This window comes from Acinetobacter sp. Q186-3 (genome assembly GCF_013420655.1).
Taxonomy (GTDB): domain Bacteria; phylum Pseudomonadota; class Gammaproteobacteria; order Pseudomonadales; family Moraxellaceae; genus Acinetobacter; species Acinetobacter indicus.
This window is the reverse complement of record NZ_VOXS01000001.1, coordinates 289111-313348: the sequence shown is the minus strand read 5'-3', so window position 1 is coordinate 313348 and position 24238 is coordinate 289111. Positions and strand designations below refer to the sequence as shown.

Below are 24238 nucleotides of genomic sequence, written 5' to 3'. Positions count from 1 at the left end.
ATTCAAGTACAGGATTAAGCCGGTTCAGCGGTTTGATCTTCAAATACTTCAAGTTTCAAACCGGTGGCTTTACCGTTTTCTTTCTTGACCGATACAGCTACATTGCCGCCATGTTCCGCCAGCTCACCAAACAGGATCATCTCTGCCAGTGGTTTCTTCAGGTGTTCCTGAATTAAGCGCTGCATTGGACGTGCACCCATTAAACGGTCATAGCCATGTTCAGCCATCCATTCACGTGCATCCTGATCTACTTCAAGAATGACTTTTTTCTCATCCAGCTGGGCTTGCAGTTCAGTCAGGAACTTGTCGACCACGCTTTCAATCACGCTGGTCGGCAAGGCTTTAAACTGAATCACGCTGTCCAGACGGTTACGGAATTCAGGCGAGAAGGCCTTTTTCATTGCTTCCTGGTTGTCATTGCTATTGTCCTGTTCCATAAAGCCAATGCTGACACGAGAAATACTTTCTGCACCAATATTGGTGGTCAGTACCAGCACCACATTACGGAAGTCTGACTTACGTCCGTTATTATCGGTCAATGAGCCATGATCCATAATTTGCAGCAACAGGTTAAACACATCCGGATGGGCTTTTTCAATTTCGTCGAGTAGCAGCACACAATGCGGATTTTTATGAATCGCATCGGTAAGCAAACCACCCTGATCAAAACCGACATAGCCCGGCGGCGCACCAATTAAACGGGACACCGCGTGGCGTTCCATGTACTCCGACATATCGAAGCGGACCAGGTCGACACCCAGCAATTTGGCCAGCTGCTTGGTGACTTCAGTTTTACCCACCCCGGTCGGGCCGGCAAATACAAAGCTACCAACAGGCTTATCTGGCGATTTCAAACCGGCGCGTGATAGTTTGATGGCAGATGCTAACGCTTCAATCGCTTCATCCTGACCGAACACCACACGTTTCAGATCACGTTCCAGATGCTCAAGCACGGTCTTGTCATCTTTAGACACCGTTTTCGGTGGAATACGGGCAATTTTCGCCACAATATCCTCGATATTTTCCACGGTAATCAGGCGATCTTCCTGTTCATCTTTCAGACGGCGCTGTGCACCGGCTTCATCAATCACGTCAATGGCCTTATCTGGCAAGAAACGGTCATTGATGTATTTAGATGACAACTCAACCGCAGAAACCAGTGCTTTATCGTCATATTGCACATGGTGGAAATCTTCAAATTTCGATTTCAAGCCACGTAAAATATCAATGGTTTCAGGAATTGATGGCTCATTGACATCAATTTTCTGGAAACGACGCGACAAGGCATGATCTTTCTCAAAGACCTGACGATATTCCTGGAACGTGGTCGAACCGATACAACGCAAAGTGCCATTGGCTAGCGCCGGTTTAATCAGGTTCGAGGCATCCATGGTGCTGCCCATGCTGGAACCGGCACCAATAATCATGTGGATTTCATCAATAAATAAAATCGCTTCCGGCTTTTTCTTTAACGCATTTAACAGCTGTTTCAGGCGTTTTTCAAAATCACCGCGGTATTTGGTTCCGGCCACCAAGGCACCAATATCCAGACTGTAAATTTCTGAATTGAGCAGTGGTTTTGGCGCTTTACCATTCACGATTAACCAGGCCAGACCTTCGGCAATTGAGGTTTTACCAACCCCCGGATCACCGACCAGCAACGGGTTGTTTTTACGACGGCGACATAAGATTTGCGCAGCGCGTTCAATTTCTTTTTCACGGCCAATCAGTGGGTCAGTTTTGCCCTTCACCGCTTCATTGTTAAGGTTGGTGGTATACAGCTCCAGCGGACCGCTATTGGCCGAAGTAGAGCTTTCCCCATCGAGATCTTCAATTTCTTCTTCGGCTTGCGATTCTTCTTTGCGCGTACCGTGAGAAAGATACTGGGTTAAGGTTAAACGGTTAATTTGATGGCGTTTTAATAGATATACGGCAAAAGAATCCCGTTCCGAATACATCGCAACCAGAATATCTGCGCCTTCGACTGTGCGATCACCACCACTGGATTGCACATGGAAAATTGCTCGTTGCAAAATACGGTCAAAGCTTTCCGTTGGATGCGGCGCCTGATCGCTGTTTTCACCGAGTTTAGGGGTATGCTGTTCTACATATTCTTCAAGTTCTTTGCGCAGCACAATAATATCTGCCCCGCATGCTTTTAGCGCATTTACTGCAGAATCATTGTCGAGCAAAGCCAATAATAAATGTTCTACCGTCAGAAACTCATGTCTCTTTTGACGAGCCATGCTAACAGCCAAACGTAATGATACTTCTAATTGACGACTGAGCATGTAACCCCCTTAGTTTTTAGGCTCAATCTGACAAAGTAATGGATGACCTTGAGATCGAGCGTAATTATTGACTTGGTTTGCTTTGGTCTCTGCGATGTCTCGCGGATAAACCCCTGCAATACCTTTTCCTTCGTAATGTACAGTTAGCATTACTTGAGTCGCTTGGTCAAGATTCATTGCAAAGTATTGTTGTAAAATTTCAATTACAAAGTCCATTGGGGTATAGTCATCGTTCAATAAAACGACAGCGTATAACGGTGGACGCTTTAATTCAGGCGGCGCCGTCTGTACAGCAATGTCTCCGTCCTCATGCTCATTCGGCTCATCCGTACTTAAACGCGGATTAAAATGCCAGTCCACCATGCCGGACTGCTGAAAAGACTGTTTGATTTCGTTTAAACAAATTGGTCGTTTGTTACTTCGCATAAGAGATTTATTTCACAGTTATTGCGCAGTGGCTTCTGCTTGCGGTATTTCAGAGATAAAGGCAGAAGGCGCTTCCGTGGCTTTTCCACGTGCCCAGCTGAATCGTTTGGTCACAGGGGTACTACCAGTTAAACGCACTTCAATAAATTGCGGACTAAAGCCTTTTGGCATGGTCCAGCGGCCGGTCAGGCGCTCATAATTATCAAAATTGAAATTATTGTCTTCCATGGGCACCACCAGCACCTCGGTGCCCTGAATCAGACGCAGTTCAACATTGCCTGAAGCACGGCGCTTATTCGGGCTGATCTGCACCAGATCGAGCTGATATTCATAGGCATTATCGGGTAAAGGTTTAATCCCAATATTCTGGATGGTCAGACTTAAACCACCCCGATTACGCAGCACTTCACGGTATAAATTGCCCATGCCATCGGCCTGGATTTTATCATTACGTGCCTGATTCAGGGCCGCATACAGGTCATTGGCATTGCTGACCGCTACATCACGCTCCTGAACCGCTGCATTCAAGGTTTTATTCAGGCTTTCCAGACGAACTTTCTGCTCCTGTACGACTTCAACCAGCTGCTCTGCATCGGCATCATAACCGACCACAGTCAAACCCTGACGATGCCCCACCGAATAGCCCAAAAAGCCGCTGCCTAACATTAATACAGCTGCACCGAGTACGAGAGGTAAACTGCTTTGCATAAAAGGTTTTTTCGGTGGCGTCGGTTGTGACGTGGTATTGGTATCCGTATTCTGCATCGTCATCTCTTGTTTTGATTGCATTCAAACCCCACATTTAAATCGAAATCTAAATGTGTGTGAAGTCGAAAAGCGTTTCTTATGGTAATAGACCAATCACCTCGAGGCCAGCCTGCTCTGCAAAGCCAAACATCAGGTTCATGTTTTGTACCGCCTGACCGGCTGCCCCTTTCACCAGATTGTCCTGTGCCACCAGCACCACCAGTTTCTTCGGTTGCGGCTTGTACAGCGCAATACGTAACTGGTTCGCGCCGCGTACTGAACGCGTTTCAGGTGAGCTGCCTGCTGGCATTACATCTACAAACTGCTCTTGCGCATAAAACTGTTCATATAGCGCCTGTACATCTGTCGCATCCCCTGCATCGGTCAGGTCAATATACATGGTGCTGAGCATGCCACGAATCATCGGCACTAAATGCGGTACAAACACAATGTGGTTAAACACATCTTTTTGACCAGAAATATTTTCCAATGCTTCCACAATTTCCGGATGATGACGGTGACCTGCCACGCCATAAGCCTTGAAGTTATCGGCATTTTCAGAGTAAATCATGCCCAGGCTGGCTTTACGGCCGGCACCAGATACGCCTGATTTGGCATCAATAATAATGCTTTTAGGTTTAATCAAGGTTTCAGCAGATTTTAATAATGGCGCCAAACCTAATTGCACGGTAGTTGGATAACAGCCCGGGTTGCCAATCACCTGTGCTGTTTTAATCTGCTCACGGTTCAGTTCAGATAAACCATAGACTGAATCTTTAAGAATGTCCGGACACGCATGTTCCATGCCGTACCATTTTTCGAATTGGGCCAAATCCTGTAAACGGAAATCTGCCGCCAGATCAATGACTTTGGTATTGGCCGCAACCAGATCGGCCGCGTGTTTCATGGCAACACCGTGCGGCGTAGCAAAGAACACCACATCACACTGTTTTAAATCTTCAATATTTAAATCTGAATAGCATAAATCGGTATGACCACGCAGACTTGGGAACATATCATCGACACGGCGACCAGCTTCAGTACGTGAGGTTAATACAGTGACCTGTACCTCTGGATGTCGTAGTAAAAGACGTAAAAGTTCAACGCCTGTATAACCTGTACCGCCGACAATACCTACTGAAATCACGTTCATACCTCAATCAAGTGTGCTATGTTCAATAAAGCAGTAGTATGACAGGAAGTTTGTGCTTTCTAAACCTTTTTACTCGGTATTGATGGTTTTTTGTCTTATGTATCTATTGGATCGATCAGAGTACTGATTTTTCAAGAAAATGAACGAGGAATGGGTGAGTTCAACAAGGATGATCCGGCACCCTCACCCCAACCACCAATACGGCAACTGAAAGCGTTTTAAAAATTGTCGATGCGCCTGAAACTCAGGATCATGCCGCGCCACCTCTGCCCAGAAGCGTGGGCTATGATCAAAATGGCGGGTATGCGCCAACTCATGCACACAGACATAACGACAAATCGCTTCTGGCATTAATACCAGCGCACTATTCAGCATAATATCGTGGCGGGCCGAGCAACTACCCCAACGGGTTTTCGGCTGGCGGATATTACAGCCGTTAAAGTTCAGCCCGGTATCCAGACTTAACTGTTCTAAATACAGCGGCAAATGCTGCTTGGCATAGGCAATAATAAAAGTTTTTAAATAAGCTTCAGAATGACGATCACTAATCCACAGCTGTAAAGCAGATTCATCCCAGATAAAATTCTGTTTCTGGCTCTGATAACTAATCTGAATAGGCGTATTGAGATTAAACAGTTGTAATTCAGCAGGCAGGCTCTGATCAACCCGCTGCAACTGGGCCTGTTGCGCTTGCCAGGTTTTTAACAGCCAGCTTTCGGCATCGGCAATAAATTTCTGGATTTGACGATTGCTACAAAAAACAGGCGCCGTGACTTTAATCTGCTGACCATCGACACGTAAACGCAGTCGCGTCGCACGAACATTACGGGTGATTTGAATTTCAGGAAGGTCGGATAATGTCATTATTGTTCTTTTTAGAGAGTCCTCCCCGACCCTCCTTTAATAAAGGAGGGAGAAAAGCCCCTCTTTTTTAAAGAGGGGTTTGGGGAGATTAACTCTTAAAGGTGTTAAGTTTAAATTGCTGTACGCTCTTCAATACCGTTATTGGTTGCAACAATGGCAATATCAGCTTTGTTTAAAGCAAAAATACCGTTACACACCACACCCGGAATGTCATTGATGGTTTTTTCCAGTTCCAGTGCGTTCAGGATGTTCAGGTTATAAACATCTAAAATCACATTGCCGTTATCGGTTACCACACCTTCACGGTACGCCGGATCACCCCCAAGTGCGACCAGCTTGCGTGCCACGGCAGAACGTGCCATTGGAATTACTTCAACCGGTAGCGGGAATTCACGGCCCAACTGTTCAACCCATTTTGAATCATCGACGATACAAACAAATTTTTTCGCAATCGACGCGACAATTTTTTCACGGGTTAACGCCGCACCGCCACCTTTAATCATGTGCATATGACGGTCAATTTCATCTGCACCATCGACATAGGCATCTAAACCGCCCACGCTGTTCATATCCACGACCTCAATGCCCAGCTTTTTCAGGCGCTCTGCCGTTGCTTCAGAACTGGCTACAGCCGCTTCCAATTGCAATTCAGGCAATAAATCGATGAGGAAATTGACGGTACTGCCTGTGCCTACACCCAGAATCCCGCCTTTAGGCAAATGTTTTAAGGCTGCTTTTGCCGCAGCTTGTTTCTTCTCATCTTGGGTTGCATACAGACTCATGACTTCGCTCAACTATTTTTTGACATTTGATGCTGATTTTACAGCCCAAATGTACAGGGGTTTGTTACAATAAACCCCTATTTTAAACTGTTAGATGGAAGATTAACATGCTGTCTCGTTTGGTTCGACAAATTTTACAAGCAACAGTCTACGATGTTGCAATCGAAACCCCACTCGAAGCAGCGCCACGAATTAGTGAACGACTGAATAACAACATCCGCTTCAAGCGGGAAGATTTACAACCGGTCTTTTCTTTCAAACTACGCGGTGCCTATAACCGTATTAGCCAACTACCTAAAGCGCAGTTAGAACGTGGCGTGATCACAGCTTCAGCCGGCAACCATGCTCAAGGCGTGGCTCTTTCAGGAAAAAAACTGGGGATTCGTGCCATTATCGTGATGCCTAAAACCACGCCAGATATTAAAGTACAGGCGGTAAAACGTTTAGGTGGCGAAGTAGTACTACACGGCGATTCGTTTGATGTGGCCAACAAATATGCCATTCAGCGTGCCCAGGATGATGGCATGACCTTCATTCCACCTTATGATGATGAACTGGTCATGGCCGGCCAAGGCACCATCGCCAATGAAATTTTACGTCAATGGCGCGATGTCGATTATGTCTTTGTTGCCGTAGGTGGCGGTGGCCTGATTGCCGGTGTAGCAGCGTACTTGGGTGATGTCGCTCCGCATGTCAAAGTCATTCCAGTGGAATATGATGAATCAGCCTGTCTGAAAGCAGCCTTAGAAGCTGGTGAACGTATTGTTCTGCCTTCGGTCGGTCTGTTTGCCGATGGGACCGCCGTGGCACAGATTGGTGAAAAACCCTTTGATGTAATTCGTCTGCAAAAATCAGATAACTCTGGCCCGATTGTTGAACCGGATGTGGTGCTGGTAAATACCGATGAAATCTGCGCTGCAATTAAAGATACTTTTGATGAAAACCGCAGCATTGTAGAACCATCAGGTGCTATGGCGCTGGCTGGCATCAAAAAATATGTCGAGCAGCATGAGCTGATTGGTAAAAATATCGTGTCGATTGTTTGCGGCGCGAACATGAACTTTGACCGCCTGCGTTACATCGCCGAGCGTACTGAACTGGGCGAACGTAAAGAAGCGATTTTTGCGGTGACTATTCCAGAGCAGAAAGGTTCATTCCTGAACTTCTGCCGCGCCCTGCAAGGCCGTAATATTACCGAGTTTAACTATCGTGCCAGTGATGCATCGGCCGCACAGGTCTTTGTCGGCATTAGCTTAAAAGGTGGTGAAAAAGAACGTCATGACATCTTTGAAGCCCTAAAAGTGCAATATGATGTTGATGATCTGTCCGATGATGAAGTGGCCAAACTGCATATCCGCTATTTAATTGGCGGTCATGCCGATATTGAAAATGAACGTCTGTTCCGGGTGGAATTTCCGGAGCGTCCAGGCGCCCTGCTGACTTTCCTGGAGCGTTTAGGTCCAACCCATAACATCACCCTGTTCCATTACCGTAACCACGGCGCCGCCGAAGGGCGTGTGCTGGTTGGTCTGGAGGCCAGCGATGCCAAACAGAACCCTGACGGGCTGATTGAAACCCTGGAAAGTATCAGCTATCCATATGCGGAAATTAGTAATAACCTGGGTTATCAGCGCTTCCTGAAATAAAATCCAGTTTAAAAAACCGCCATTTTCTGGCGGTTTTTTATTGGTTTACACAAACACCCCAAGAAAAATGATGTAAATATCCACCTGATCTTTAAAATAAATTTATATTCACGCTAACCATAAAAATGTAATTAGGAACACACTATGGCGCAATTTGCAGTCATTGGCTTAGGCAGTTTTGGTGCCACCGTTGCCACGCAACTGGTCAGCCTGAAACATGATGTGATTGGCATCGATATTAATAAAAAGTATGTGGAAAATATTGCCGAGGAAATTACCCACGCCGTGATTGCCGATGCCACCGACGAACACGTGCTACAGGAGCTGAATATCCAGAACTGTGATGCGGTGGTGGTGGCCATTGGTGAAGATATTGAAGCCAGTATTTTATGTGTGCTGCATCTGAAAAATATGGGGCTGGAAAAAATTTATGTCAAAGCCAAGTCCAAAGCCCACCACATGATTCTGACCCATCTGCAGGTCAGCAAAATTATTCATCCGGAAGAAGATATGGGTGTCCGCATTGCCCAGTCACTGAGTTATCCGATGGTCAGCCGCTATATGGCGCTGGAAGATGACCACTTTATTGTCAAAGTGGAAGTCACTGAAGCCTTAAACGGTACGCGCTATCATGAGTTTATCGGTCATGCGCCAGAAGTGAAAACCCTGCTGCATAAACGCGGCAGCGAGATTCAGTTCAGCCTCGATCCGCAGTTAATTATGCAGCAAGGCGATATTCTGGTGCTTGAAGGCCAGGTTGAACAGCTGAAACGCTTATCCAAGCATTTTAAATAGCCATGAACCACATGACGAAGAATAAGACTGCCTATAAAAATACGGCGAAGCCCAGCACAGCAACCACGGTCAATTTAAGCCCGCCGAGTCTGCTCGCACTGGGATTTTTAAGCTTTATTGTGATTGGGACCTTGCTACTTAAACTGCCCTTTGCCCATGAGGGGGACCTGAGCTGGTTACAGGCTTTATTTACCGCCACCTCTGCGGTGACCATTACCGGTTTGTCGGTGGTCAATGTCGGCGAGGCCTATACCGTATTTGGCCAGATTGTGATTATGCTGTTGCTGCAATGTGGCGGGCTGGGCTTTATGACTTTCGCGATTCTGGCTGCCATGAGCCTGTCACCAAAAATTGGCTTAAAACAGCAGATGATGGCCCAGGAAACCATCGGTCAGACCAGTCTGGCGACGGTAGGCTTTACCATCAAAGGCGTATTACTCTATTCGCTGTTTTTTGAAGGCATCGGCACCTTTATTCTGACCCTGGCCTGGTTGCAAGATTACGATTTTCTGGAAGCCTTTTTCTATGCCGCCTTTTATAGTGTCTCGGCTTTTAATAATGGCGGATTTTCATTATTTCCCAACAGTTTAATGAGCTTTGCCGACCAGTACCTGATTACCTTTACCATCAGCATGCTTTACATTATTGGCGGTGTGGGCTTTGTGGTGCTAATGGATATTAAAAAAACCCGGCGCTGGCATAAACTCAGCGCCAACAGCAAGCTGATCCTCTCCACCATTCTGGGTTTAAACCTGTTTGCCTTTATCACCATCTGGTTACTCGAAGCCAGTAACCCTGCGACGCTGGCCGCCATGAGCCTGACCGATCAGGCCTGGAATGCCTGGTTCCATGCTACCGTACCCCGTTCTTCCGGCTTTAACAGTCTGGATATTGCCAGCATGAGTGATGCTTCCAATTTACTGACCATGTTCCTAATGTTTATTGGCGGAGGCTCTTTAAGTACCGCCGGTGGCATTAAAGTCGGCACCTTTATTATTGTGGTATTAAGCGTGATCAGCTTTTTACGACGCGCCGATGAAGTGCGGGTGTTTAATTATTCAGTGCCAGAAAAAACCACCTTTAAAGCTTTAGCTGTGGTGTCAATTACTGCATTTTTAGTCTTTGCCGGGGTTTTCAGCCTGTTGCTGCTGGAACCTGAACATGAGTTTATGGATCTGCTGTTTGAGGCGGTTTCTGCGGCCTGTACCGTGGGTTTGTCTCGCGGGATTACCGGAGAATTACAACCCTTAAGTCTGGTGGCCTTAATGCTGCTGATGTTTGCCGGCCGTTTAGGCCCACTGACCTTAGCCTATTTAATTGCCACGCCTAAACGCAGCCGCCTGCAACATCCCACCACCGATATTCAGATTGGTTGATGCGCGAGTTCCGTTATCAACTGAAATTAAAAAAGCCACTGTCTACAGTGGCTTTTTGCGGGTGCATGAATTTAGAACCAGTTCATTAACGATACACCTAGGCCGACATAGGTCGCGCGGTGGTTATAATCAATCAGGCTTTCTCCATAGCCATCAAACAGCTGGAAATGCCCTCTTAATTTGCCGCTAATCGGGAATACCCAGTCAAACTGGGCAGCGCCATGCGCATCATCTCCACCTTTTAGGCTATGCCGTAACATCAGCGAGAAATCATGATCTTTCCAGCGGTAGAATGCCAGCATATCGCCACGGCCAATATAGTTTTTAATATCCGGGTTGTTGTCATCACTGCGGTCTTCTTCAATGCGATACCATGGACGCAACATCAGCGCAAAATTGTTCTTTTCAAAGCCCAGATTCAAAATGACCCGGTTCCAGCTCCGTGACAGCGGATCGGAACGGCCATTGGACTGATGGTTCAAGGTCAGGCCTAACAAGCGCCCATTCAAGCCCAGAATCTCATAATTGGTTCTGAACATTAAACTGGCTTCAGGTTCATAATTGGTTTCACGAAATGGGCGTGATTCTTCACCATTATAAACCTGCCAGCGTGAGGACTGGGTATAACCGAGCCAGAGATCGCCATTATCGCCCAGCAGGTTTTCAACCGCTTTGGTTTTTAGTGACAACTGGAATTTGGCCTCGGTTGATGTCAGGTTCTGCTGCTGCGCTTCAGTAACGGTATTGTTTTCATTCGGACTGGATGGACGTTCGTTTTTATCGGAGGTCCAGAAGCCCGGCATCAGATACACCGGTTGATAAGCCCGGATATTCCAGGTGCCCAGCTTGCTTTCGGGTGCCAGTTCCCAGCGTTTATCCAGCAATGACACGTTCGGATCAATATGTGAACCTTCCAGTGAAAACAGGTTGTTCACCCCGGCCACAATTTTTTCTTTAACGGTTTCTGGTGGAGGGGCCAATTGCTGCGCTGCCTGACGCTCGGAAACCAGATCTGCCTTTTCCGCTTCCGGCAGCTTGAATAAAGCATCATAACAGGCTAAACGCTCGGCATTGGACTCCAGCGCCACACAGGCTTCCGGTGTCGGCGGAATGGTGACCACCGTTGCTTCCAGCGCCTGTACATGTGTCACAAACAAAGCGCTGAGTGCAGTAACACTCAGCGACCAGCTTGTGCGCTCAACAGGATTGAACGCCATAGAACTTCCTCTATTGTTTTTTTTAATTGACTTGTTTGATCTGGAAACCTAGCTCCTGCAGCGCTTCACGTTTCGCCACCGGTGCCACCACCGATTTCACCGGGGTTTGCTGACGCAAATAGACATCGGCCACACGTTTCAGATCATCTAAAGTAACCGCCAGTAAACGCTCACGCAGTTTGGTTCTAAAGGCCGGGGTGCGCGCATGCAGTAAGGCATAACATGCGGTAATTGCTTCACCGGCTGGAGAGCCTGGTTTATCCATGCTGGCAATCAAACCTAGAATGGCTTCTTCCAGCTGATGCGGTAACTGCTCGGTATTCAGCAACCAGTCCACACTGGCGTCAAAATCCTTAAAGGTTTCAGCCAGACGCGGGTCACGGTAGCTATAGAAACGGAACGAGCAGGCATTGCCATCATAGCTGGCACCGCCACCATAGGCACCGCCTTTTTCACGGATGGCACTGTGCAGGAAGCCATTGCGCAAATACGCCGCCAAGACCATCAATGGTGCTGCATCTGGATGCGATACTTCCACCGCAGGATACGCTGCCGCACAGAACTGTACATTGGCCTGAATCAGCCAGGCTTCATCTGCATTGTTATTTTCAACAGGCACTTGAGTTAAAGCTGCCTCGTGCGGTTCAATTGCCAGCTTGTCCCACACGGTCTGGATTTCTTCAATCAAACGGTCTGATTGTGGCTCTTCACAGACCAGCAGGAACTGTTTTGGCGCTTGCAGCAACATACTGTGAATCAGCTTAAGCTCATCCATCAGCGCATCAAAAGCAGCATCATCCTGTTCAATTTTGCTGACCAGCTCGCTTAACCAGTTCAATGCACCCAGACCAGTATTGTGATAGTCACGCAGCGCTAAAGCACTGTGGTTACGTGAAGCGGCCTGCATGGCATAGCTATGTCCTGCACCCGATACCCGGGACTGCCAGCGCGTTTTACGTTGCTGTAATAGCTCGATAATCCGGTCTTTTTCATCAAAACGCAGTTGCTCAAAGGCAATTTTTAGCAGGCGGATGGCATCAAAATTATTCACCAGTGATTTGGTGGTTAAGGTCAGCCAGGCACTAATCCGGTTTTTGTCATCGACCTTAGAGCGTAAGGATGCCCCCATACCCAGACCGCCACTCACTGCAGTTTGCAGCTGTTGCAGTTCCAGATAATCATATTCACCGGCACCGACTTCACCCATTAAAATCGACAGCAGATTAAAATAAGGCGATTTCACGATCTCATCGGGAATACGCACCAAGACCTGCTGGTAATAAATACCGTTGGTACCGGCATGATACAGGTTTAATGGTGTATCAATGCGGTTGCAGATAATCTCACGTAGCTGCCCCTGTACAATTTGCAATTCTGCCGGCACATCTTCGAGGCCGACTTTTGGCAGCAGGTTTAAATCATCCGGGGTATCCTGACGCACTTTTAGCGCTTCGGTCTGGGCGATAATTTCTGCTTTTTGTGCTTCGGTCAGCTGCGCACCAATTTCAGCCAGACGGGCTTTTTCAGCTTCGGCATCTTTGGCTGATTTGCTGGCATCTGGGACCAAGGTCATTTGGACGCGATGCGGATTATCAATCAAGTGCTGCTGAATCAACTGAGACAGCCACATTGGATCTTTCAGTTCTTCTTTAACCTGTTCAATGGCACTGTCAACATCCCAGACATGCACCGGATCACTATGGTGAATCGCGCTGCTCAAGCCGTTTAGAATCAGGCTTAAACCGTATGGCATACCATCGCCGTTAATTTCACGCTGATGCAGCTCGATCTGGTGTAAAATGGCATTGACAGTATCGCTGTCGACCGGTTTAGACGCCACTTCTTGCAGTACCTTGAAGACGCCCTCTTTAAAGGTTGCTGCATGCTCAGGATTAGAACCTTGAATGGCACAGAAGAAAGTCATTTCAAAGTTGGAATCATCCACGCCCATAAATGGCCCGGTTGATTGCGCATAACCACAGGTTTCTAAATAATGACGCAGTGGTGAAGCCGAGTTTTCCAGTAACACACCTTCGACCAGACGCATGCCCAAACGCAGTTTAATATCACTGGCTTCTGGCAATAACCAGCTTAGAACATGGTAAGTTTTGTCTTTTAAATCTTCAGCATCGACCGCATAGCTTTCAGTTACGGTCACTGGCGCAGCCAAACGGCGCTCAGGTTTTGAATACAGGGTTTCGCCCTGTTCAAACTTGGCTAAAGCCAAGCTCTGGAACTGTTCTTGCAAGTCATACGCTGACTGATTACCAAAAGTCATAAATACCGCATTACTTGGGTGATAATGGGATTTATAGAAATCCACTAACTCTTGGTAAGTTAAGTCTGGAATATCTTTCGGGTCACCACCGGAATTGTAATGGTAGGTGGTTTCCGGGAACAAATGATGTGCCAACTGGTGATACAGCTGATCTGAAGGCGAACTCATCGCGCCTTTCATTTCATTAAAGACCACGCCTTTATATACAGGCTCACCATTTTCCAGCTCGATACGAATCCCTTCCTGGGCAAAATCCAGTGGATTCAGGTTGGCTGCAAAGGCTGCATCCAGATACACCTCCAGCAGGTTCTGGAAATCTTTCTGGTTTTGGGTGGCAAATGGATACGCTGTCCAGTCAGCTGCAGTAAAGGCGTTCATAAAGGTGTTTAATGAACGGCGAATCATCAGGAAAAACGGGTCACGTACCGGGAATTTTTCAGAGCCACACAGTGCAGTATGTTCCAGAATATGCGCTTCGCCCTTGGAATCCATAGGCTGGGTACGAAATGCCACCAGAAATACATTTTCATCATGATTGGTGGCCAAATGATAATGTACCGCACCGGTAACCCGATGCTTATATTCAGACACTAAAATGTCTAAGGCTTCAACATGGTGTTGACGTACCAACTGAAACGCAGGATGAACGGTTTGAGAAATGGTTTCAGTGACATCTACAGTCATGCGATCTCCTAATCATCAAAATAAAAAAACTAAAGCCATTATAGCTTTAGTTCTTGATATAATTCACGCTTAAATCCCGACTAAAATTATAGAAATTTGCAACCCAGGCAATTTTCAAACCCCAGTCCGAAGCTCATGCTGCCGTTTAAACCAAATATTTAAAATAATTATAATTGGGATGGTTTTCGACATAGACATAATTCTGCTTCTGGTAAAAATGCGCCGCAGATTTGGTTTCGGTATCCAAACATAGGGCCGAAAAATGAGGACGTGCCTTTTTCTCTAAGTATTGCAATAACAGCTTGCCCACGCCATGTTTACGATATTCAGGCAATACATAGAAACGGCGCACCCGGCCAATTCCCTGTTCCACTTCCTGATCATTCCACTGCTGGTTCAGGCCGCCACAGGCAATCAGCTTGTCCTGATCATAAGCAAAAAGTAAAAATTCCCCAGGCTGATCGAAACGATTCTTGGCACTCTGATACTCATCAATTAAACGCTGTACAAAAGCAAAACCCTCTTTCGATGCCTGTTTTTCAAGCTCGACAATTTGCTCTGGTAATCCTTGCGCTTCTTTTATCTCGATATTCATTTCACTATCCTGATCTGCTTTACTAACTTTCCTCAATGAATAAAACCGTCTAAAAAATGAATTTTATTCACAAATCTACAGCAATCCTGAGCATTGGTGTAAACTTAGCATTTATTTTTTGATGTGATTGAACGACATGGCAACTGTTGACCTCTTTGCAATTGGTAATGCACTCATTGACCAGGAATTTCAAGTCTCTGATGACTTCCTTACTCAACAAAATTTGCAAAAAGGCACCATGCAGCTGACCGATGGCGAAACCCAAGCAAATTTATACAACAACTTACAGCAAACGCAAAGCTATAAAGGTCAAGCTTCAGGCGGTTCGGCTGCAAATACAACAGTTGCCTTTAGCGCATTGGGCGGTTCTGCCTTTTATGCCTGCCGCGTAGGTAATGATGACTTGGGTGAAATTTACCTGAATGGCCTGAATGATGCGGGCATTCGCACCACAGCAAAATCGGTCAGTGAAGGCGTAACCGGAACCTGTATGGTATTAGTCAGCCCGGATTCTGAGCGCACCATGCATACCTATTTGGGTATTACTGCAGAACTCACCGATGCACAAATTGATTTTGAACCCTTAAAAACCGCGAAATGGCTGTATATCGAAGGTTATTTATCGACTTCGGACAGCGCACGTCAGGCGGTAAAACAAGCGCGCGAAATTGCCAAAGCTCACCAGACCCAAATTGCCTTAACCTTATCTGACCCGGCAATGGTGCAATATGCGCGTCAAGGTTTAGATGAATTACTCGATGATGGCGTGGACCTACTGTTCTGTAACCAGCAGGAGGCCATGATGTATACCGGCACCGAAACGGCAGAAGCCGCTTTGGAACAGCTGAAGCAAAAAAGCAAATACGTTGTCATTACAATGAGCGCACAAGGCGCAATGATTTTTGATGGTCAACATACCTTTAGCGTTGCAGGCCGTCAGGTGCATGCCATTGATGCCAATGGTGCGGGTGATGCCTTTGCCGGTGCATTCCTGTATGCCTTGAATGCCAACCTTGGCTTTAAAGCCGCTGCCGAGCTGGCCATTTTAATTTCCAGTGAAGTGGTATCACAATTTGGCCCACGTCTAGAGGTTGAACAGTACGCAACCCTTCTTCAGAGCTATAACAAGGAATGTGCCTAATGCATAAAATCTGCATGACCGAAGATATCCCTGAACGCGAAGCACGCTCGTTCGAGCTTCCAGATGGCGATACCATTTTTATTACCCAGCGCGATGGCATGTTCTATGCCTATCAGAACCTGTGCCCGCATTTGCAGGTTGAGCTTGAATTTCTGGAAAACCAGTTTTTAGACCGGGATCAGGAATTTATTGAATGTTCGACCCACGGTGCGCTGTTTGTGGTTGAAACCGGGGAATGTATTTCTGGCCCATGCCAAGGTCAAGCACTTGAAAAAGTAGAGATTACCGTGCATTCTGATGGCGGAATTTACTTAACAGAATAATTTTAAGCCCCATCTGCAGGTTACGCCATGCTTGAGTTTGTATTAGACATCGACTTAATTCCTTTTCATTTAAGTCTGATTGCGCTTGTCTTGCTCAGCCTGGCGGAAATTGTGGGGCATTATTTTAATCTCAAGCCCAGCGCGATATTCAAGCAGCTGTTTCCGCAGCGGCTGCTAGACTCGCCCTTACTCAATGTTAAATTCTCCAAACTGCTAATTTTCGTGTTTCTGCTCCTGAATTTTAGTGTTGCAGGCTATTTCCTGCAGTTTGCGCTCTATTCACAGCAGCAAAGTTTTGTTCCATCGTATTATCTGATTTTACCAGCGCTTATCATTGCCCTGTTTTTTACCGTGTTTATGATTCACTGTCTGGATCAGGTGATTAAACCACAAAAAACCATTCAGCATGTCAATTTGCTGGGCCGACTGGCCACCATTTCCAGTGGCAATGCCCGTCCCGGTTTTTCGGCTCAGGCCCGGGTTCGTGATGAATACGGCCAGCTGCATTACGTGCAGGTCGAGCCGGAATTTGGTGAACTGGAATTTCAGGCACAAGTGATTTTAATCCGGCAAAAAAAATCCTATTACATTGCCAAGAAAATTTCCGCCTCGAACAATCTGTTCTATGGTGAAACTAGCAGCTGATTTAAGCTCGCTCATCTTTCAGCCACGAGTCAGATACACATCCTTACTTTGTCCAAGATAAAGCTACAACGCCATGTATCTCGCAGCTTTCCCTTCTTCCTTGCCGTGTACGTTCGTTCTTTCCGTTTAAGCTGCTCGATTCACTTTCTCTTGGCCTCAAGATCAGCTGTTCTGCACATTATGACCATCGCTGTGGTTGTTCGTTGTGATTGTTCACTCTGCCCTCCACGTTGAAGACTAAAAAAGAAATTTTCCGTGTCGCTGCTTATTGCACTTTTATCGCACTTCATTGTGCATATTTGCTACAAATTGCTTCATTTTGGTGCTTGACTGTTTTCTGTGCAAATGCTTACACCTCAAGCCTTACAGCCATTTTTTAACACCCAACTATTGAATAAAAGTTAAAAATTAAAAGCTGGAATTTTTAATAAAACCGTCAAAATTTTCAAATATAACTATTTTAGTCAGAATTAAATTTTAATTCGCACCATTTTAGTCAGAATAATAATTACTATAAATACAAGCGTTTTAGTCAGGTTTTTAACTGGAATTTTTTTGATTAAAAATTAAAAAAACTTTTTATAAGTTATTGTATTTTAATACATAAACAATATATTTTTATTTTAACTGTGCAGGCTATTTATTTTTTGTATTATTTTGTTTAATAATATAAGACACAGTTTAAAAAACAGGCTTGTTTCTATGAGCTTAGTCCCGAAAGATTTGAACCGTCGTGTAACCCGAGAAATAGCAGCCATTTTAATAATTAAGGTTGTTATTTTAATGGCGATTAAAAATATCTGGTTCGATGCCCCTACCATTCCTGAAAATTTTGACTCTCAAGTTGCTGAGCGTATTGCCAGCAATCCTTCCCAAATCAAGGAGACACGTTGATGATTTCTGAAAGCGTGGTCGATCTCTCGCGGTTCCAGTTCGCAATGACCGCGATGTATCATTTTATTTTTGTTCCACTGACACTTGGTCTTGCTTTTATTCTGGCCATTATGGAAACCACCTATGTGATTTCCGGCAAAGAAATTTATAAGGACATGACCAAATTCTGGGGAAAACTGTTCGGTATTAACTTTGCTTTAGGGGTAACTACCGGCCTGACCATGGAGTTCCAGTTCGGTACAAACTGGGCGTATTACTCGCACTACGTGGGTGATATTTTTGGTGCTCCGCTGGCCATTGAAGGCTTGATGGCTTTCTTCCTTGAATCGACCTTTATTGGTCTGTTCTTCTTCGGCTGGGATCGTCTGTCCAAGGTACAGCACTTGTGTGTAACCTGGCTGGTGGCCTTGGGCTCTAACATGTCGGCGCTGTGGATTCTGGTGGCTAACGGCTGGATGCAAAACCCGGTCGGTTCTGCGTTTAACTATGAAACCATGCGTATGGAAATGATTGATTTCGGTGCGCTGATTTTCAACCCGGTGGCACAGGTTAAATTCGTCCATACTGTTTCTGCCGGTTATGTTACAGGTGCGATTTTCGTTCTGGCGATTTCGAGCTACTACCTGCTGAAAAAACGTGACCTGCCATTTGCGCGTCGTTCTTTCGCGATTGCGGCTATCTTCGGTCTGGCATCTACCCTGTCTGTAATCTTACTGGGTGATGAATCTGGTTATGAACTGGGCGATGTCCAAAAAACCAAACTGGCTGCAATTGAAGCGGAATGGGAAACTCACCCGGCACCGGCTGCATTTACTCTGTTTGGTATTCCAAATCAGGAAACCCAGACCACCGATTATGCGATTAAAATTCCGTATGTGATGGGTCTGATTGCAACACGTTCAACCACTGAAGAAGTGACCGGGATCAAAGACCTGATTGCCCAGCATGAAGTGCGTATCCGTAACGGTATGGTGGCTTATCAGCAACTTGAACAACTGCGTGCAGGTGACACCTCACCAGAACTCAAAGCGGCATTTGATGAATCTCAAAAAGACCTGGGTTATGGCCTGTTACTGAAAAAATATACACCTAACGTGGTAGATGCGACTGATGAGCAAATCAAACTTGCTGCAGCAGACACTATTCCACACGTTCCAAGCTTGTTCTGGGCCTTCCGTGCCATGGTGGCTTCTGGCTTCTTAATGCTACTCCTGTTCGTTCTGGCAACACTGGCTGTAGCAAAACGTAATGCAGAAAACAAACCTTGGTTATTAAAATTCGCCCTGATTGCCCTACCACTACCATGGATTGCTGCGCAAACTGGCTGGTATGTGGCTGAAGTAGGTCGTCAACCTTGGACTATTGGTGAAGTTCTACCAACATATCTCTCTGCATCTAGCTTAAGTACTGGCGATGTATGGGGTTCAATCATTGCATTAGCATCGTTCTATACCGTACTGCTGATCATTGAAATGTACCTGATGATTAAATTCTCTCGTCTTGGTCCAAGCTCGTTACATACCGGCAAATACCATTTCGAAAAATTGGAAGCTGCCAAAAAAGCATCTGAGGAGACTCAAGCATGATCGAATATGAATTACTCAAAATCATCTGGTGGGTACTGGTGGGCGTACTGCTCATCGGTTTCGCCCTCACCGATGGTTTCGATATGGGCTCTATGGCGATCATGCCATTCGTTGGAAAAAATGATGAAGAACGTCGTGCGGCAATCAATACGATTGCCCCACACTGGGACGGTAACCAGGTCTGGTTCATTACTGCTGGTGGTGCACTATTTGCTGCATGGCCAATGGTGTATGCAACTGCCTTCTCGGGCATGTACTGGGCGCTGCTTTTAGTCCTGTTTGCGCTATTCCTGCGTCCGGTCGGCTTTGACTACCGCTCCAAGCTGGAAAACACTAAATGGCGTACTGCCTGGGACTGGGGTCTATGTATCGGTGGTGCAGTACCTGCGCTGGTATTTGGCGTAGCGTTCGGTAACATGTTCTTGGGTGTACCTTTTGAACTGGATGAGACTGTACGATCCAACTACACCGGCAGCTTCTTTGCCCTGCTTAACCCGTTTGCTTTGGTCTGCGGTATCGTGAGTCTGGCCATGCTGTGTGCGCATGGTGGTGCATGGTTAATGTTACGTACCGATGGTGCTTTACGCGAGCGTTCTGCCAAAGCCACCAAAATCAGCGGTATCGTGTTCCTGGTCTGCTTCCTGCTGGCAGGTGCATGGTTATACTTCGGTGGCATCCAAGGTTATACCCTGGTTACACCATATGACACCAGTAGCGCTGCAAACCCGTTAGCCAAAGAAGTGATGACCAATGCCAACCCGGGCTGGATGAACAACTACTCGGCTTACCCGATCACCATGATTGCGCCAATTATGGGTATTCTAGGCGGTATCATTGTGATTCTGGCAGCCTCTAAAGGTAAAGCAGGTTTAAGCTTCACTGGTTCTGCACTGGCAGTAACAGGTGCGATTCTGACTGCAGGTTTTGCCCTGTTCCCATTCCTGATGCCATCGAGCATAGATCCTGTATCTAGCTTAACCATGTGGGATGCGGTATCTAGTCAAAATACCTTAACGGTAATGACCGTTGCAGCCTGTATCTTTGTGCCAATCATTTTGCTGTACACCACTTGGTGTTACTACAAGATGTGGGGCGTGATTACCAACAAACACATCAAAGAGAATTCGCATAGCCTGTACTAAGGCTATGCGCTAAAGGAGTAAAGATTATGTGGTATTTTGCTTGGATTCTCGGTATTTTGATGGCCTGTTTTGCAGGTGTACTGAGTGCGCTCTATATCGAGCATCATCAAGACCTGGATGAGGAATAAGTCATGACAGAGGTTGTAATGGAAACTCCAGTAATCGAAAAAAAACCGAATAAACTTGCGATGGTCATTTCTTGCTTATTGGCCTTTCCATTGGCAGCCGTGTTATTACTTCATCCAGCTGCCATGTTGGATGCCGATGGCAATTACAGCCACAGTGCCATGATGTATATAATGATTGGCATTTCCGGCGGATTTATCCATGGTGTTGGTTTTGTCCCACGTTTCTGGCTGTGGAAATGGCTGTTTAGTCCATTTGTGGCCTGGCCATTAATGATCTGGGGCTATTACACCTGGTTCTTTTCTTGATGAAACAAGCTCCCTTCGGGGAGCTTTTTAATTTCTGGGAGATCCATTCTGATACAAAATGGGATCAGCACAATTTCATCACAAGATGATTTCCCACATCCTTTAAAAAAGATCAGCCCGATCTCTTTTAAAAATTAAAATCTATTTTTATCCAACCCCGCTTTTTATTTATATCTGAATTGATGTCTATATGGATGCTTAATTTAAGGTGGTGATAAAGCAACTAATATTTAGATTCAAGCTCAATCAACTTCTGTATTTATCTCATTGATCGTGGTATTTTCTTAGGAAATTTCAAACGGATACAACCTATCGCCATAAAAAAAGCCGGACATTCAGTCCGGCTTCTTTAATCTGGGATAATTAAGGCTCAATCGGTGCAAATGGCGCCACCACATCGGCATTTTGTGCACGGTGACGTAAGAAATGATCCATCAGCACAATCGCCAGCATCGCTTCCGCAATTGGTGCAGCACGCACACCCACACATGGATCGTGACGGCCTTTGGTCAGTACATCGGTATCTTCACGATCAATAGTAATAGTTTTACCCGGTGTGGTAATAGACGCCGTTGGTTTAAGCGCAATCGCCACACGAATGGTTTGACCACTGGAAATACCACCCAAAATACCGCCAGCATGATTGGCCAGGAAACCTTGGGTAGTCAGTTCATCACGGGTTTCATGACCGAACTGTTCCGCCACGGCAAAACCATCGCCAATTTCTACGCCTTTAACCGCGTTAATCGACATCATGGCATGGGCAATATCGGCATCTAAACGGTCAAATACCGGCTCGCCCCAGCCCACAGGCACTTTTTCGGCCAGAATTTCCAGTTTGGCGCCACAGCTGGTGCCTTGTTCACGTAATGAAGTCACCAACGCTTCAAAACGTGGCACAGCATCGGCATCGCCACAGAAAAACGGGTTATTCGGCACTTCATTCCAGTCCAGCTTTTCCGCTTTTTCTGTACCAATTTGGGTCACATGACCACGAATCAGAATCCCGAATTTTTCTGCCAGATATTTTTTGGCAATCGCACCGGCAGCTACACGCATCGCAGTTTCACGGGCACTGGAACGACCACCACCACGATAATCACGGAAACCGTACTTTTGGGTATAGGTGTAGTCGGCATGACCCGGACGGAAAGTCTGGGCAATGTTGCCATAATCCTTGGATTTCTGGTCGGTATTGCGAATCAGCAAGCCAATTGGCGTACCGGTGGTTTTACCCTCAAATACCCCAGAAATAATTTCAACCTGATCTGGCTCTTTACGCTGGGTTGCAAATTTGGAAGTCCCCGGCTTACGGCGGTCCAAATCGTGCTGTAAATCGGCTTCTGTCAGTTCCAGGCCCGGCGGTACACCATCAACAATGGCCATCAGGCCTACACCATGCGATTCACCACAAGTCGTGACACGGAAGAGTTGTCCAATACTATTACCTGCCATGTGCAACGACTCCTTTATGAATTAACAGATTGAATGAATAAATCGCGGTATTGACGGCACTGTGCTGCGGTTAGGGCAAAAATGCCTGAACCACCTTTCTGGAATTGTAGCCAGTGGAAATCGACGGTATTAAAGTTCTGTTTCATGGCCCATTCAGAGTTACCGACTTCAATCACAATCAGGCCATCTTCGGTTAAATAGTCTGCGGCTTGGGCCAGCATTTTACGCACCAAGTCCAGACCATCCTGACCGGCAGCCAACGCCAGCTCTGGCTCATGACGGAATTCATCTGGCAGGTCGGCCATGTCTTCGGCATCGACATATGGTGGATTCGATACAATCAGATCATACTGATTTTCTGCTGGAATTTTAGAGAACAAATCCGACTCAAGCAGCGCCACCTGATACTGCATGTTGTGATGTTCGGTGTTAATGGCCGCAACTTCTAAAGCATCTTTAGAAATATCGGTCGCATCCACTTCTGCATCCGGGAAAGCATAAGCCAATGCAATTGCGATACAGCCTGAACCGGTACACATATCCAGAATACGACGTGGCATTTGCGGATTTGGGTTGGCTGGCAAGTTATTATTGGCTTCACCCATCTGGCCATTTTCATCCAGACAATATGGCGCAAAACGGTTTTCGATAAGTTCAGCAATTGGCGAACGTGGAATCAGTACACGCTCATCGACATAAAACGGCTTGCCATAGAAATAGGCCAGATTGAGCAGATAAGAGGTTGGCGTGCGTTCATTAATACGACGCTCCAGCAGACTTAAAAATTCCTGCTTTTCGCTCGGCAGTAATTTGGCATCCAGAATTTCTGCATCGGCATTCCAGTCCAGCGACAGGGTTTGTAATACCAACGCGGAACTTTCAGCAAAATAATCTTCTGTACCTTGACCTAGATGTGCATCATATTGACGTAATGCTGTTACACCAAAACGGATAAAATCACGAATGGTGACTAATGTTTCAGCGGCTTCCTGCAAATGTTCAGGGCTAATAGTCGGTCGATCCACCTAAGGTCTCTCCAGAGTCAATTTTTTAAAACGCCTTATGATACCTTGTTTTGTGCGCTTTTATAATGTCTCTGTGCGTAAAAGCCGGATTTCAATCTGATAAATTGATCTCAACTTTCACGGCCTTAGCCAGATTTGGAATAAAGCCCTGAAATGGTAAGTACAGGATTAACGGGCAATAAATTTGCTCTGATAATAATTGGCCTGATCAATCACCTGTGCCAGCGTACAACGCGATTGCTGCAATTTGGCAACATCACCGTTCATGCCCCGATAGCATTGCTGCTTTAAACGCTGCTCCCACAGCGCATGTTGCTGGGCAATATTGGCCTGATATGCCCCACTGGCCCGATAGTAAGACTTATAGCTTTTCTTTAAGCGTTTTTGCTGCTGTTTCAGTTCTTTATTGACACATTTTTGCAAGACCGATGTTTGCCCATAAGCATGATTGCTACATTGAATATACTGTTTTGAATAACTTTCCTGCGCATAGGCCGAACCCGCCAGCAGCGCCCAGGCCATTCCCCCGATGAATGCTAAACGCATCATATTCCCCTTGCTGCCAAACACAGCGATCATCTTTGTTTTAATTTATGTAAAGCATATTACTGAACTTCAAGCAAAAAACCTATAGCGATGAACAGGATAGAATTTCCAGATCTTCACAATTTCCTGCCATTTTGCGATTGAATCTGCAAAAATAGACCTTATATTGACTATGAGACTCCCGTGAACCTGT

General features: G+C 46.1%; 23 protein-coding genes. 11 read left to right on the top strand and 12 right to left on the bottom strand.

Annotated features, from left to right (window positions below; all coding sequences use genetic code 11):
• Nucleotides 1-14: 14 nt before the first annotated feature.
• The 6 genes from clpA to rpiA form a co-directional block, all read right to left on the bottom strand.
• Complete coding sequence (gene clpA, locus FTT64_RS01505) at nucleotides 15-2291, bottom strand: ATP-dependent Clp protease ATP-binding subunit ClpA (RefSeq protein ID WP_180087976.1); 2277 nt, start codon at nucleotides 2289-2291, stop codon at nucleotides 15-17.
• Between the two features lie 9 nt (nucleotides 2292-2300).
• On the bottom strand, nucleotides 2301-2717 hold the full coding sequence (gene clpS / locus FTT64_RS01500) for an ATP-dependent Clp protease adapter ClpS (protein WP_035363010.1): 417 nt from the start codon (nucleotides 2715-2717) through the stop codon (nucleotides 2301-2303).
• Nucleotides 2718-2735: 18 nt separating this feature from the next.
• A complete protein-coding gene (locus FTT64_RS01495; RefSeq protein WP_180181979.1) occupies nucleotides 2736-3482 on the bottom strand; it encodes a DUF6776 family protein in 747 nt (248 codons plus the stop codon).
• 79 nt (nucleotides 3483-3561) lie between these two features.
• Nucleotides 3562-4617, bottom strand: a complete 1056-nt coding sequence (argC, locus tag FTT64_RS01490; protein ID WP_171260938.1) for an N-acetyl-gamma-glutamyl-phosphate reductase — start codon at nucleotides 4615-4617, stop codon at nucleotides 3562-3564.
• Between the two features lie 183 nt (nucleotides 4618-4800).
• On the bottom strand, nucleotides 4801-5481 hold the full coding sequence (locus FTT64_RS01485; protein WP_180087974.1) for a M48 family metallopeptidase: 681 nt from the start codon (nucleotides 5479-5481) through the stop codon (nucleotides 4801-4803).
• Nucleotides 5482-5591: 110 nt separating this feature from the next.
• Nucleotides 5592-6263 (bottom strand): ribose-5-phosphate isomerase RpiA, encoded by a 672-nt coding sequence (gene rpiA, locus FTT64_RS01480; protein WP_005177689.1) that lies wholly within the window; start codon nucleotides 6261-6263, stop codon nucleotides 5592-5594.
• A 107-nt stretch (nucleotides 6264-6370) separates the two neighbouring features.
• Here rpiA and ilvA point away from each other — a divergent pair, with 107 nt between their 5' ends.
• From ilvA to FTT64_RS01465, 3 genes are all read left to right on the top strand, one after another.
• Nucleotides 6371-7909, top strand: a complete 1539-nt coding sequence (gene ilvA / locus FTT64_RS01475) for a threonine ammonia-lyase, biosynthetic (RefSeq protein ID WP_005177685.1) — start codon at nucleotides 6371-6373, stop codon at nucleotides 7907-7909.
• A 144-nt stretch (nucleotides 7910-8053) separates the two neighbouring features.
• On the top strand, nucleotides 8054-8704 hold the full coding sequence (locus FTT64_RS01470; RefSeq protein ID WP_005177682.1) for a TrkA family potassium uptake protein: 651 nt from the start codon (nucleotides 8054-8056) through the stop codon (nucleotides 8702-8704).
• An 11-nt stretch (nucleotides 8705-8715) separates the two neighbouring features.
• Nucleotides 8716-10080 carry a TrkH family potassium uptake protein gene (locus FTT64_RS01465; RefSeq protein WP_160243229.1) on the top strand — a complete coding sequence of 455 codons (1365 nt, stop codon included), beginning with the start codon at nucleotides 8716-8718 and terminating at the stop codon, nucleotides 10078-10080.
• 71 nt (nucleotides 10081-10151) lie between these two features.
• On the opposite strand, the gene FTT64_RS01460 is transcribed toward FTT64_RS01465, so the two are convergent.
• The 3 genes from FTT64_RS01460 to FTT64_RS01450 form a co-directional block, all read right to left on the bottom strand.
• Entirely contained in the window at nucleotides 10152-11297 is a 1146-nt protein-coding gene (locus FTT64_RS01460; RefSeq protein ID WP_005177679.1) for a phospholipase A, read from the bottom strand.
• 22 nt (nucleotides 11298-11319) lie between these two features.
• Nucleotides 11320-14259, bottom strand: a complete 2940-nt coding sequence (locus tag FTT64_RS01455; protein WP_075167736.1) for an insulinase family protein — start codon at nucleotides 14257-14259, stop codon at nucleotides 11320-11322.
• A 145-nt stretch (nucleotides 14260-14404) separates the two neighbouring features.
• On the bottom strand, nucleotides 14405-14854 hold the full coding sequence (locus tag FTT64_RS01450) for a GNAT family N-acetyltransferase (protein WP_005177673.1): 450 nt from the start codon (nucleotides 14852-14854) through the stop codon (nucleotides 14405-14407).
• A gap of 136 nt (nucleotides 14855-14990) precedes the next feature.
• Between FTT64_RS01450 and FTT64_RS01445 the strand changes: the two genes are divergently transcribed.
• From FTT64_RS01445 to FTT64_RS01410, 8 genes are all read left to right on the top strand, one after another.
• Nucleotides 14991-15995: an adenosine kinase gene (locus FTT64_RS01445; protein ID WP_016658181.1), complete on the top strand. Its 1005-nt coding sequence runs from the start codon at nucleotides 14991-14993 to the stop codon at nucleotides 15993-15995.
• 14 nt (nucleotides 15996-16009) lie between these two features.
• Nucleotides 16010-16318: a Rieske (2Fe-2S) protein gene (locus FTT64_RS01440; RefSeq protein WP_171065079.1), complete on the top strand. Its 309-nt coding sequence runs from the start codon at nucleotides 16010-16012 to the stop codon at nucleotides 16316-16318.
• A gap of 27 nt (nucleotides 16319-16345) precedes the next feature.
• Nucleotides 16346-16963 carry an OB-fold-containig protein gene (locus tag FTT64_RS01435; RefSeq protein ID WP_016658183.1) on the top strand — a complete coding sequence of 206 codons (618 nt, stop codon included), beginning with the start codon at nucleotides 16346-16348 and terminating at the stop codon, nucleotides 16961-16963.
• A 702-nt stretch (nucleotides 16964-17665) separates the two neighbouring features.
• A complete protein-coding gene (gene cydP / locus FTT64_RS01430; protein WP_005177663.1) occupies nucleotides 17666-17857 on the top strand; it encodes a cytochrome oxidase putative small subunit CydP in 192 nt (63 codons plus the stop codon).
• Nucleotides 17857-19443: a cytochrome ubiquinol oxidase subunit I gene (locus FTT64_RS01425; protein ID WP_005177660.1), complete on the top strand. Its 1587-nt coding sequence runs from the start codon at nucleotides 17857-17859 to the stop codon at nucleotides 19441-19443. The genes cydP and FTT64_RS01425 overlap by 1 nt, the downstream gene beginning before the upstream one ends.
• On the top strand, nucleotides 19440-20585 hold the full coding sequence (gene cydB / locus FTT64_RS01420) for a cytochrome d ubiquinol oxidase subunit II (RefSeq protein ID WP_180181978.1): 1146 nt from the start codon (nucleotides 19440-19442) through the stop codon (nucleotides 20583-20585). Before FTT64_RS01425 ends, cydB begins: the two co-directional genes overlap by 4 nt.
• Before the next feature lie 26 nt (nucleotides 20586-20611).
• The gene (gene cydX / locus FTT64_RS01415) at nucleotides 20612-20713 is read left to right on the top strand and encodes a cytochrome bd-I oxidase subunit CydX (RefSeq protein WP_002120988.1); all 102 of its coding nucleotides are present in this window, start codon (nucleotides 20612-20614) and stop codon (nucleotides 20711-20713) included.
• Nucleotides 20714-20716: 3 nt separating this feature from the next.
• Complete coding sequence (locus FTT64_RS01410) at nucleotides 20717-21019, top strand: cyd operon YbgE family protein (RefSeq protein WP_005177656.1); 303 nt, start codon at nucleotides 20717-20719, stop codon at nucleotides 21017-21019.
• A gap of 363 nt (nucleotides 21020-21382) precedes the next feature.
• Here FTT64_RS01410 and aroC read toward each other — a convergent pair whose 3' ends face one another.
• The 3 genes from aroC to FTT64_RS01395 form a co-directional block, all read right to left on the bottom strand.
• Nucleotides 21383-22474 (bottom strand): chorismate synthase, encoded by a 1092-nt coding sequence (aroC, locus tag FTT64_RS01405; protein ID WP_016658184.1) that lies wholly within the window; start codon nucleotides 22472-22474, stop codon nucleotides 21383-21385.
• A 14-nt stretch (nucleotides 22475-22488) separates the two neighbouring features.
• Nucleotides 22489-23499, bottom strand: coding sequence for a 50S ribosomal protein L3 N(5)-glutamine methyltransferase (gene prmB / locus FTT64_RS01400; RefSeq protein WP_045795711.1), 1011 nt, complete (start codon nucleotides 23497-23499; stop codon nucleotides 22489-22491).
• Between the two features lie 168 nt (nucleotides 23500-23667).
• Nucleotides 23668-24045: a lysozyme inhibitor LprI family protein gene (locus tag FTT64_RS01395; protein ID WP_227554581.1), complete on the bottom strand. Its 378-nt coding sequence runs from the start codon at nucleotides 24043-24045 to the stop codon at nucleotides 23668-23670.
• Nucleotides 24046-24238: the final 193 nt, after the last annotated feature.